Origin of the sequence: Robertmurraya dakarensis (genome assembly GCF_900156875.1) — a bacterium.
GTDB classification, from domain to species: domain Bacteria; phylum Bacillota; class Bacilli; order Bacillales; family Cytobacillaceae; genus Robertmurraya; species Robertmurraya dakarensis.
The window spans coordinates 1,444,503-1,456,463 of the sequence record NZ_LT707408.1; the positions used below are offsets into that span (position 1 = coordinate 1,444,503).

The 11,961-nt window shown below is 37.3% G+C and carries 9 protein-coding genes; 8 read left to right on the top strand and 1 reads right to left on the bottom strand.

What is annotated here, in order from left to right; genetic code table 11:
* Positions 1 to 111: 111 nt before the first annotated feature.
* Positions 112 to 1,947 (top strand): assimilatory sulfite reductase (NADPH) flavoprotein subunit, encoded by a 1,836-nt coding sequence (locus CZ487_RS08230; protein WP_077211640.1) that lies wholly within the window; start codon positions 112 to 114, stop codon positions 1,945 to 1,947.
* A 27-nt stretch (positions 1,948 to 1,974) separates the two neighbouring features.
* Entirely contained in the window at positions 1,975 to 3,693 is a 1,719-nt protein-coding gene (gene cysI, locus CZ487_RS08235) for an assimilatory sulfite reductase (NADPH) hemoprotein subunit (RefSeq protein WP_077211641.1), read from the top strand.
* Between the two features lie 140 nt (positions 3,694 to 3,833).
* Here the strand turns inward: cysI and CZ487_RS08240 are convergent, their stop codons facing one another.
* A complete protein-coding gene (locus tag CZ487_RS08240; RefSeq protein ID WP_077211905.1) occupies positions 3,834 to 4,787 on the bottom strand; it encodes an endonuclease I family protein in 954 nt (317 codons plus the stop codon).
* Positions 4,788 to 5,107: 320 nt separating this feature from the next.
* Here CZ487_RS08240 and CZ487_RS08245 point away from each other — a divergent pair, with 320 nt between their 5' ends.
* The 6 genes from CZ487_RS08245 (at position 5,108) to CZ487_RS08270 (ending at position 11,897) form a co-directional block, all read left to right on the top strand.
* Positions 5,108 to 6,715: an acyl-CoA carboxylase subunit beta gene (locus CZ487_RS08245; protein ID WP_202617799.1), complete on the top strand. Its 1,608-nt coding sequence runs from the start codon at positions 5,108 to 5,110 to the stop codon at positions 6,713 to 6,715.
* Positions 6,716 to 6,831: 116 nt separating this feature from the next.
* Positions 6,832 to 7,044, top strand: a complete 213-nt coding sequence (locus CZ487_RS08250) for an acetyl-CoA carboxylase biotin carboxyl carrier protein subunit (RefSeq protein WP_077211642.1) — start codon at positions 6,832 to 6,834, stop codon at positions 7,042 to 7,044.
* A 66-nt stretch (positions 7,045 to 7,110) separates the two neighbouring features.
* The gene (locus CZ487_RS08255) at positions 7,111 to 8,682 is read left to right on the top strand and encodes a class I adenylate-forming enzyme family protein (RefSeq protein ID WP_077211643.1); all 1,572 of its coding nucleotides are present in this window, start codon (positions 7,111 to 7,113) and stop codon (positions 8,680 to 8,682) included.
* Between the two features lie 145 nt (positions 8,683 to 8,827).
* Positions 8,828 to 9,919, top strand: coding sequence for a TRAP transporter substrate-binding protein (locus tag CZ487_RS08260; RefSeq protein WP_077211644.1), 1,092 nt, complete (start codon positions 8,828 to 8,830; stop codon positions 9,917 to 9,919).
* Between the two features lie 253 nt (positions 9,920 to 10,172).
* Positions 10,173 to 10,595 (top strand): TRAP transporter small permease, encoded by a 423-nt coding sequence (locus tag CZ487_RS27945; RefSeq protein ID WP_419865712.1) that lies wholly within the window; start codon positions 10,173 to 10,175, stop codon positions 10,593 to 10,595.
* Positions 10,596 to 11,897: a TRAP transporter large permease gene (locus CZ487_RS08270; RefSeq protein ID WP_077211646.1), complete on the top strand. Its 1,302-nt coding sequence runs from the start codon at positions 10,596 to 10,598 to the stop codon at positions 11,895 to 11,897.
* Positions 11,898 to 11,961: the final 64 nt, after the last annotated feature.

Here is an 11,961-nt window from a genome sequence, read left to right on the forward strand (position 1 = left end):
GGAAAGTCAAAATGTGATTACAATTCATATGTTATAAGTCTATAATGGTATTATTAATACTTTTAATTAGACTGTATGAAAAATATACAATGTGTTTGTGAGGTGGAGATAATGCAACTACAGGTATTGAACAGTCCGTTTAATCAGGAGCAGGCTGAACTTCTTAATCGCCTACTGCCTACTTTAACTGAATCACAAAAAGTTTGGCTTAGTGGTTACCTAGCAGCAGCTACTTATTCTGTGAACAGCGTTGTCGGAACTCCAGGAGCTGCACCAGTAGAGCTTCCAGGACAAAACAACGCCCAGCCGGTCTCTAAGGAAGTAACGATTCTTTTTGGATCGCAAACGGGCAATGCCCAGGGACTTGCGAAAAAGTCGGCTAAAGCACTTGAGGGAAAAGGGTTTAATGTAACCGTTTCTGCGATGAGTGATTTTAAGCCAAATCAATTAAAGAAACTTAAAAATTTATTGATTATTGTCAGCACACATGGTGAGGGAGAGCCGCCAGATAATGCTCTTTCATTTCATGAATTTCTGCATGGAAAACGAGCGCCAAAGCTTGATGATCTCCAATTTTCGGTGCTATCCCTTGGGGACAGTTCCTATGAGTACTTCTGTCAAACAGGAAAAGATTTTGACAAGAAATTAGAGGAGCTTGGAGGTACACGCTTATATCCTCGCTTTGATTGCGATCTGGACTTTGAAGAACCAGCATCAGAATGGATTGAGGGTGTTATTGGCAGTTTAAATACGGCGCAAGGTGACAGTTCAGCTTTTGAAGCTGTTGCTGCGTCAGTAGCCGCACCAACTGCTGAATCTGTCTATACAAGAACAAATCCTTTCAAAGCAGAAGTTTTAGAATCACTAAACTTAAATGGACGTGGTTCTAATAAAGAAACCCGTCATTTGGAGATATCACTAGAGGGTTCTGGAATCACATACCAACCGGGTGACAGCCTGGGAGTTTATCCTGAAAATGATCCAGAATTAGTTGAATTGCTTCTTGCAGAATTGAAATGGGAATCCAATCAAACAGTGACCATTAATAAGCAAGGAGACGTCAGATCGCTGAAAGAGGCGCTTACCTCGCAGTATGAAATTACCGTTCTGACAAAGCCGTTGCTGCAAAAAGTTGCGGAGTTATCTGGAAATGAAGAATTAAAAGAACTTCTTGCACCAGGGAACGAAGAAAAAGCTAAGGCCTATATAGAAGGACGAGATCTAGTTGATTTAGTTCGAGATTTTGGTCCATGGGGTGAAAACGCACAAGAGTTTGTTTCGATTCTACGAAAAATACCAGCGCGACTTTATTCTATCGCCAGCAGTTTATCAGCTAATCCAGATGAAGTGCATTTGACAATCGGTGCAGTACGATATGAATCACACGGACGTGAAAGAAAAGGTGTCTGCTCGACTTTATGTGCTGAACGTCTGCAGCCAGGAGATACTCTTCCTGTATTCGTGCAGCATAACGAGAATTTTAAGCTGCCAGAAAATCCCGATACACCGATCATTATGGTAGGACCTGGAACAGGTGTGGCACCATTCCGATCTTTCATGCAGGAACGTGAGGAAACTGGGGCTGAAGGGAAGTCATGGATGTTCTTTGGCGACCAGCATTTTGTAACAGACTTCCTTTACCAAACAGAATGGCAAAAATGGTTAAAGGATGGCGTACTTACAAGAATGGATGTTGCGTTCTCTCGTGATACTAACGAAAAAGTCTACGTACAGCATCGTATGCTTGAACAAAGCAAGGACCTGTTTGAGTGGCTTGAAGAAGGTGCAGTTTTCTACATCTGTGGAGATGAGAAAAATATGGCACATGATGTTCATCAAACCCTTCTAGAGATTATTGAAAAAGAAGGAAATATGACACGTGAACAAGCGGAAGAATATCTTGCAAACATGCAGCAGCAAAGACGTTATCAACGTGATGTATATTGATTTGGACTGAAAGGAGCATTTTCATAAATGGTTAAGACTAGTTTAAAAGCACCAGGCGGCCCGCCGAGTGATGTTGAGCGCATCAAAGATGAAAGTAACTATTTACGTGGTACGTTGAAGGAAGTAATGTTAGATCGTCTTAGCGCTGGTATACCAGACGATGACAATCGGTTAATGAAACATCATGGGAGTTACTTGCAGGACGATCGCGACCTTCGTAATGAACGCCAAAAGCAAAAATTGGAACCGGCTTATCAGTTCATGCTTCGTGTTCGTTTGCCAGGTGGCGTAGCAACACCGGAACAATGGCTTGTGATGGATCAGTTAGCTGAAGAGAATGGCAACGGAACGTTAAAGATTACAACACGCCAGACATTTCAAATGCATGGTATTCTAAAATGGAATATGAAAAATACAATTCAGCGAATCCATGCAACTCTTATGGATACGATTGCAGCCTGTGGGGATGTCAATCGTAATGTTCTTTGTACACCGAATCCATATCAATCGGAAGTCCATAGTGAAGTATATGAGTGGTCGAAAAGATTAAGTGATGATTTATTGCCAAGAACTAGAGCTTATCATGAAGTATGGCTTGATGAGGAAAAGGTAGCGGGAACCCCTGATGTTGAAGAGGTTGAACCGATGTATGGACCGCTGTATTTACCGAGAAAGTTCAAGATTGGTATTGCTGTTCCACCAACGAATGATATCGATGTTTTTGCAAATGATCTTGGGTTTATTGCAATTATTGAAGATGAAAAAGTAATCGGTTTTAATGTTGCAATAGGAGGCGGCATGGGAAGTTCTCATGGTGATAAGACTACTTATCCGCAGCTTGCTAAGGTTATTGGCTTCTGTAAACCGGAGCAACTTTACGAGGTAGCAGAAAAAACCATTACCATTCAGCGTGACTATGGTAACCGTTCAGAGAGAAAAAATGCCCGCTTTAAATATACGGTTGATCGCCTTGGTCTAGAAAATGTGAAGGAAGAGCTAGAAAACCGCCTTGGCTGGAAACTGGATGAAGCAAAGCCATTTCATTTCGATAGTAATGGAGACCGCTATGGCTGGGTAAAAGGAATAAATGGAAAATGGCATTTTACCCTGTTTATTGAAAACGGACGTGTTGCCGATTTTAAAGATTATAAGCTGAAGACTGGATTACGTGAAATTGCAAAAGTTCATACTGGAGAAATCCGTTTGACTACAAACCAGAATGTGATTATTGCGAATGTTTCAAGCCAGAAAAAGAAAAAAATTAATGAATTGATCGAAAAATATGGTTTAACGGATGGAAAACATCATTCAGCATTGCGCCGCAGTTCCATGGCGTGCGTGGCTCTTCCAACATGCGGATTGGCTATGGCAGAAGCAGAACGCTATTTGCCTAAATTAATCGATAAGGTTGAAGAGATTATAGATGAGAACGGTCTGCGAGACGAGGAGATTACGATCAGAATGACAGGTTGTCCAAATGGCTGTGCCCGCCCAGGACTTGGCGAAATCGCCTTTATGGGTAAAGCAGTGGGGAAATACAATATGTATCTTGGAGCTGCTTTTGATGGAAGCCGTCTAAATAAAATGTATCGTGAAAATATCGGTGAAGAAGAAATCTTAAGTGAATTACGTATGCTTTTATCACGTTTTGCAAAAGAACGTGAAGAGGGCGAACACTTTGGTGACTTTGTGATCAGAGCAGGAATCATCAAAGCAACAACTGATGGAACAAATTTTCATGATTGATATCGTATTGCAAGAGATGGGGAATACTCCCATCTCTTTTTTTGGGTGCGAAGATCTGCTAAAGATAAATAGAAAAGAGTGAACGGTAGAAAGAAAAAGCAGTGAATTTTTAATCTATTCACTACTTTTCTATTAATGTACTATCTTCGAGCTGAAGTTTTAGGAAAGTTCATTTCTTCGGCTATTTCAGGAAAGTCAATAAAAGGATTGCGGTTTCCTTGAATAAGAAAAATCGCTTGGTTGCGGTGTTTTTCATAGATTGATACTTGGAATTGTTTATTCCATTTTATTAACAAAGAAATATCAATTTTTCTATAAAAGGATTTCTTAATAGCTTTTGGATAACGGAGGATAAAATAGAGCATTGCTCGGGCAACAGCCCCTTTTCCGTATTCAGGTTCAAAATAGCCGTCCATTGAAACACCGCATTGATTCTGAATCTGTTCATTGGGTGATTCTGGCCGGTAAAAAGAAAAATCTTCATATGGGAAATTTGAACGTTTTAGATTGCATTCAGGCTGACAGGCGAAGAGATGATGCAAATCACCTTTCATTGGTTCCTTGGCTCCAAACCAGGATTGGGGAACAATATGTTCTGTATTAAATTTAAAGGCTGTATCAATATATTTTGTTTTTTCGTTGCGTACTTGCCAGATAGCTTCTCTATTTTCCAGTAGTTTTTTAAATTCATTATGTTTCTTTTGGATAGTCTTATAATCTTGTTCAATAAGCGCTCCTGGATCATTCTCCTCGCCAGAGTAGATGTTTTTTATAGTGCCATCGGGCTGCATATCAACCCAAGTGTACAAGTATTGGTCTTTGCTAATAAAATATGGAAGAAGCTGTGTATGTGATTTCCTCACCAAATTATGATAACTCAAAAATACATTTTGATTATTTTTCTTTTTAGTATAGTAATAGGAGATATCAGTTAAGTCCTGCTCAAAATCATAATAAAGTTTTTGCTTGAATTTTAGATTTTGTTTGTTTTTTTCAATGATTGAAAGTGTTTTGGATAAATCCTGCCCAAAAGATTGCCGCAGCTCATTTATTTTAAAAATTAATTGTTTTTCTGCTTGATCGTTATTATTCATGACTACCACGCATGGATGCAATCCTTTCTATAGCCAGCCTATTTGGAGAATTCTACACTCCTTGAGTCTCTATAATTAAACTAACGAACATATAGCAAAAATACAATTAATTTTTGAAACACATTCTTAAAATTACAAGCTTAAGAGGAATATTGATTAATAATTCCAGCAGTTAATCTTATGTAAATTGTCATAACTATACCGGACTAGTTCATAAGATATACAGTCCATATTAATTGTTCTTAATATGGAATGGTATGAAAACTCATACTTTATTAATGTTAAAGTGGTTTAAAAGTATTTATTAGGAGGAAGTTATTTTGAATTCAGAAACATTTCGTGACGAGAACAAAGATAAAACCCAAGAAAATCGAATTAGAAGATTGATGGATGAGCTGCTAGTCAAAAGTGATGCATTATTGGATGAACAAAGACCTGATGCAGTGCTGAAACAGCACAGTAAAGGAAAGTTAACTGCTAGAGAAAGAATTGAACTACTTTTCGATCAAGGAACTTTTATTGAGATAGGCAAGTTTGTACAAAATATTGGAATGGAGACTATGCAGGGTATAGATACACCTGCTGATGGAATCATTACGGGTATAGGAGAAGTCGATGGTCGAACTGTTGCAGTTAGTGCCAGTGACTATACGGTAATGGGTGGCTCGATGGGGAAAATTGGTTTAGAGAAACAAGCACGTATTATTAAAATTGCCAAAGAAGCGGGGTATCCTTTAATCTTCCTCATGGAGGGAGGAGGACATCGAATTCAGGAGGGGCTGGATTCACGTGAGTTCGCAAGGGGTTCTTCGGGATCATCATTTGTTGATTTATCTTTAATGTCGGGGTGGGTGCCATTAATTGGAGCAATAATGGGTCCAGGTTTTGCAGGTCCTTCAAATTTTGCATCCTTATGTGATTTCATTCCGATGGTTGAGGGGTCAACAATGGGGATAGCTGGTCCCAAATTGGTGAAGGCAGCCCTAGGGGAAGATCTAACAAAAGAGGAATTGGGGGGAGCTGCATTTCATACTAAGGTATCAGGCATGGCGGACTTGACTGTGAAAAATGATGAAGAATGTATTAAGGAAATAAAAAAATATTTAAGTTATCTCCCTTCAAACGCAAAGGCAACTCCACTACAAATTCCTTGTAATCAGCCCTTGAACAATGTTGATCAATCCTTACTAAAATTACTCCCAAAGTCTACAAATCAAGCCTATGATATGAGGAAAATATTAGATTTAATATTTGATCATAATAGTGTATATGAAATTAAACCTCAGTTTGCAAAGAATATTATTACAGCTTTTGCTCGAATTAATGGTAAAGCAGTTGGTATTGTGGCAAATCAAACGCGTTATATGGGCGGGATACTAGATTCTGCAGCATGTACAAAGGCTTCGAGGTTCGTTAGCTTATGTGATGCTTTCCATCTTCCGTTAATCTCCTTTATTGATGTTGCTGGTTTCTTACCAGGAAGCGCTTCAGAGAAGGCTGGATTAGTTAGAAAATCTGCCAAACTATTATACGAGTTTGCACAAGCAACTGTCCCGAAGGTTTCAGTTACCGTTGGTAAAGGATATGGCTTAGCCTATTTTGCTATGATGGGTGGCAGAACTCTTCAATCTAACTATTCCATAGCATGGCCTACTGCAGAAATTTGTGCAATGGGAATTGAAGGAGCAGTTGATGTTGCCTATTATCGTGACTATGAGGCAGCAGATGACCCTGTTCAAAGAAGAAAGCAATTAATTGATAAATTCCGTTCCCAAATTGGTGCGATTCGTGGTGCAGAGGGCTTTGGCGTCGATGATGTAATTAATCCTTTAGACACAAGATTGCTTATTGCTAAAACTCTTGAGCGTCTACCTGAAAAACTTCTTAAAGAAGTCCCTCCACGAAAACACGGCATCATTCCAATTTAAGAATTAATGTTGTATAAAAACCAAACAAGAAGGGGGTAAGATAGTCAGAAATAGCGAGTTAGATTTCTCAAAGTATTACTGGGAACTAGTCAACTTAATACAAGGAGAGGGCAAAAATGGAGAAGATTTTATCAATGATGGCAGGTAGTGTATGGAAAATTCATGTTCAAGCTGGGGATAGGGTTGAGGAGGGACAACAAGTAATCATTCTTGAATCAATGAAAATGGAGATACCGATTGAAGCGGAAACAAGTGGTATAGTAAGACAAGTAATGGTTAGTGAGGGGGATTTTGTTAATGAAGGAGCTATTTTAATAGAATTAGAGTAAATGTTCTTTTATTTCTCTAATTATAGGAGTTGAGTAATAAAATAAATTAGAAAAGAGGTACGTAAATTGGCTAAGTATCAAGGGCAGCTTTTGATGGGAAATGCTCCGAGGTTTTATTCAAATAAATTTCATTGGAAAGATAAAATAGCAATTATTGATGAAGAGAGCCAAATTACTTGGCAGCAACTAAACACAAGAGTTAATAAACTGGCAAATCGTTTATTGAGGTTAGGGATTAAGAAAGATGATAAAGTTGCAATTTTATTATATTCTCGAATCGAATACGTTGAAATTCTATATGCACTAGGAAAAATTGGAGCTGTGGCGGTAAATTTAAATTATAACTACACTCCAAGGGAATTGGAGTATACCCTTAATTTTTCAGATGTTGTTAAGATTTTTGTGTCTAAGGATTTTATCTCCAACTTAATGACAGCAATTAAAGATATAGAGAGAATTAATAACCAGGATATAATTTTACTTGATGACGGCGACCGTGCAATTCATCAATATGAGAAACTAATTACTGACAGCGTAAGTGATGAACCAGATGTTGAGGTACTAGAAAGTGATCCATTTTATATAGCCTTCACAGGTGGTACTACTGGTCCCCCTAAAGCAGCGGTTATACGACATAGAAATATATTCCAGTCCCATTTTGGGATGTCAGTGGATTATAAAATTAATGATAAAGATATTTATTTATCAAGTGGGCCCTTTTATCATGGCTTGAGCTTTGTCTTTGGGTTAGCTACCTTACAATTTGGTGGTACTCTCGTTATGTTGAAGAAATTTGATGCTGAAAAGGTATTGCAAATGATCCAAAAACATAAGGTTACTTTCTCAGCAATGGTTCCAACTATGTACAATATGATTATAAATACTCCGGGAAAAGAAAAGTATAATATTTCATCTATTAGGTTAATAATTAGTGCCGGTTCTCCCTTATTGTCTAATACAAAGAATGCTATAATTGAATTTTTTAAAAACGCTGAGATCTGTGAGCAATTCTCTGCTACCGAAGGAGGACCATACACAATATTGAAGCACCAGGATATAATGAGAAAGCATCGTTGTTGTGGGGAGCCAGCATTTGGAGTGGAAATAAAGTTGTTAGATGATAAAGGTAATGAAGTCCCTGCAGGTGAAATAGGTGAATTCTATAAGAAAGGAAATATTACTGGGGGAGAGTATTATAAAAATTCTAAAGCCACAGCTGATTTAAAAAAGGGAGATTGGGTTAGAAGTGGTGATATGGGCTATAAGGACGAAGAAGGGTATTTTTATGTAGTTGACCGAAAAAAAGACATGATCATAAGCGGAGGGGTAAATATTTTCCCTTCAGAAATTGAGGACATCATACAAAATCATTCAAAAGTAAAAGAGGTAGCTGTTATTGGTGTGCCAGACGAGCATTGGGGAGAGTCAATTAAAGCAATTGTGGTTAAGAAAGATGAATCGGTGAACGACGAGGAGCTAGAAAATGAACTACTAGAGCTTTGTAAGGTTAGTTTAATAAAGTATAAAAAACCACGATCTTTTGAGTTTTGGGATGAATTGCCTAAAAGTGGTGCTGGTAAAATTTTAAAACGTAAGATTCGAGACATGTACTGGAAAGATATTGAGGAGAGAGTTTAAACCAGTTTACTGAGGTATTTTAATTAGAAGTTAAATTTTCTGAATATTATGAAAAATAAAGATCCTTGCGCTAATTAAGGCCTATAACCTGATATTTTCTAATAATTTATTAGGTTAATTGACTAAAATGAAATGGGGAGAGAAAATGAATAAAAAATTTCGTATGAAGGCATTTATTTTTTTCTTATTTGTATTGTTGTTAACTGCGTGTAGTAGTAGTGAAGATGAGACCACAGAAAATAGTTCTGTCAATTCGAAATCATCAGAAAAACAAATCGAAATTATTATGGGAACACCCCACTCCACATCTCATCATGCACATAAGAATGTTTATACTCCATGGGTGGATTTAGTAGAAGAAAAAACAAATGGTAAAGCTTTTGTTTCATATCATCCGAATGGAACATTGGGTAAGCCGGCAAATACAATGACAGACGCTGGGAGTGGTGTTTACGACGTTGGTATAGTGGCACTAGGGTATGAATTTGATAGCACCTTATTTCCATATACAGTATTAACTTTGCCCTTCGCTTTTCCAGACATAGATGTTGCGAAAAAGGTTATTGATAAATACGTGCAGGGTCATCAAGACGATGTTAACCTTGACAAGGTTATTAGCTTAGGTGGTTTCACTCCTACGGATCCTTATATTATTCAGAGTACTAAACCAATAAAAACGGTTGAAGATGTAAAAGGGATGAAAATATTTGTTCCCGGGGATACGGTAGCAGAAATAGTCAAAGGATGGGGAGCAACACCTGTTAGTTTAGCTACCGAAGAGCTATATCAGTCTTTAGAACGTGGGGTAATTGATGCTGCGGTTAATTCAGCTGCCAATTCTGTTTCATGGAAGGTCCATGAGGTAGCTCCTTATATAGTTGATATTAGCATTAGTAATAACCCGGTTAGTATGGTAATGAATAAGACCCTGTATGACAGCCTTCCTGACGATGTGAAGAAAATCTTTGATAATGAGTTAATTGATTTTATGCCTAATGCATTTTTTGAAAGCTATCACAAGGAAATTGATAGAGCCATGAACGAATTTAAGGAAAGTGGAGCTGAAATATCAAAGCTTTCTCCAGAGGAATATGCAAAGTTTATGAAGCCCGCAAAAGGTGTCTGGGATGCGTGGGTAGAGGAAGCTAATCAAAAAGGATATGATGGTAATCAGCTTATGTCTGACTTTATAGAAACTCTCGAATCAGAGGGAGTGGTTATTCCTTTTGAAATGTAAAACGCTTTCGTATTCAATAATTATTAAATAATGCTATGCCCTCAATTATATTGCTCCCATTTGATTACGTTAGGCTGAGCCAATACTACAAGTTTAATATTATTGAGTAATAATTTGTAATTAATTGGGGGCTACTAGGAAACTTTAGATTGAAATGGAGGTTGAGATCTAAATAATGAGAAAATTAATTTGCATCATAAGTTCGATAACCAATTTTTCGTCATATGTAGGTTTTATCCTTTTGATTATTACAATGTTATTTCTTACTATTTCATCAGCTCTTAGATCAGGTAATCATCCAATTTTGGGTGATGTAGAAATTACTTCTTTATTAATGGTCTGTATAATTTTCTTTGGAATCCCTTATACTCAATCAAAGGATGCACACATAAAAATTGGTCTCTTTGCTGACCGCCTTCCTTGGTATCTCCAGAAAGTTTTAGATATCACATCGTCAATTTTAACCTTTTTCATGGCCTCGATTATTTCCATTGTATATTATCATACCACATTGCGATATATAGAAAATCCAGAGTTTTCTGTCCTACTAAACATACCACTTCTTCCGTTTAAAATTTTGATCTTTATTTTATCTTTGTTATGGGCGGTGGAGTGTATCCTAAAATTATTTCTTGATATTTCTAAATCTAGGGAAACTTATCGAGAGGGTGAGTAGATGTCAGTTGAATATATTGGTTTATTAGTAATTCTGGTCATGTTTATACTAATGTTTTTAAGGATACCAATTGCAATTGCTATGGGGGTTCCTTCAATCGTTGCAATTTACTTTTTAAGAGGTGAAATGGCCTTATTTGGTGCTATCGAAGCAATTGTGTGGGACCATAGTTATAACTACACCTTGACTACAATTCCCATGTTTATACTAATGGGGCAAATTCTTTACTTTACGGGAATTAGTTCTAATTTGTTTGAAATGTTTAGAAAGTTATTTGGTAGAGTTAGAGGAGCGTTAGCTATAGCAACAATTGGTGCATCGGGAGTGTTTGCTGCTTCTTCTGGTTCTAGTGTAGCTACAACAGGAACAATGGGAGTTATAGCAGCAAAAGAAATGATTAAATCAAAGTATAATAATTCTTTAGCAGGGGGTTCTATAGCAGCAGGTGGTACTTTGGGGATTTTAATTCCTCCAAGTACGATGTTTATTATATATGGGATGCTTACAGAACAGTCAATTGGACAATTGCTTATAGCCGGAATAATACCTGGGATTCTCTTGACACTTTTTTTTATTTTTACAGTGATGATCGTAGTGTATTTTAGAAAAGACTTAGCTCCTGTAGGAGAAAAGTATAGCTGGAAAGAGAAAATAACTAGCCTACGAGCTACCGGTTGGGTGCTAATACTTTTTCTCGTGGTGATTGGAGGTATGTATACTGGTCTTTTTACTCCAACTGAATCTGCAGGTGTTGGAGCTGTAGGTGCTGCTATCATAGCGTTAATAAAAAGAAAATTAACACTAAAGAATTTACTAGGGGCGCTGGCTGATACCTTGAGAACTACAGGATTTATATTTGCTATTGTAATTGGAGCATTTTTTTTAAATTATTTATTAGCAATCACACGTGTTCCGATGCTGTTGGAAGAATTTTTAGCTAATACCTCACTACCGCCCGTTGCAATATTTGCTTGTATCATACTCATGTATATATTATTAGGTGCAGTCATGGATGCGTTAGCGATGATTGTAGTTACAGTACCGATTGTGCTACCGATTATTGAGGCATTAGGATTCGATCTTATTTGGTTTGCTGTAATAATTGTTCTTGTGGTTGAGATGGGATTGATTACTCCACCTATTGGAATGAATTGCTTCGTTTTGAATGGCGTTGTGACTGAATATAAACTTGAGGACATTTTTAAAGGGGCATTACTCTTTGTCATCCCCATTATTTTTTTAATAATTTTACTTGTTATATTCCCGGAAATTGCCTTGTTTTTACCTCAGACCATGAGTTAAATATTCATATAAAGATAATAGTCTAGCTGTACCTAATGATAATCTATGCAAAAAATTAGAATAC

Excerpts from the sequence above, each read along its gene's own strand:
- CZ487_RS08230 (WP_077211640.1), top strand. The coding sequence starts at position 112 with ATGCAACTACAGGTATTGAACAGTCCGTTTAATCAGGAGCAGGCTGAA.
- cysI (WP_077211641.1), top strand. The coding sequence starts at position 1,975 with ATGGTTAAGACTAGTTTAAAAGCACCAGGCGGCCCGCCGAGTGATGTT.
- CZ487_RS08240 (WP_077211905.1), bottom strand. The coding sequence starts at position 4,787 with ATGAATAATAACGATCAAGCAGAAAAACAATTAATTTTTAAAATAAAT.
- CZ487_RS08250 (WP_077211642.1), top strand. The coding sequence starts at position 6,832 with ATGGAGAAGATTTTATCAATGATGGCAGGTAGTGTATGGAAAATTCAT.
- CZ487_RS08260 (WP_077211644.1), top strand. The coding sequence starts at position 8,828 with ATGAATAAAAAATTTCGTATGAAGGCATTTATTTTTTTCTTATTTGTA.
- CZ487_RS27945 (WP_419865712.1), top strand. The coding sequence starts at position 10,173 with ATGTTATTTCTTACTATTTCATCAGCTCTTAGATCAGGTAATCATCCA.
- CZ487_RS08270 (WP_077211646.1), top strand. The coding sequence starts at position 10,596 with ATGTCAGTTGAATATATTGGTTTATTAGTAATTCTGGTCATGTTTATA.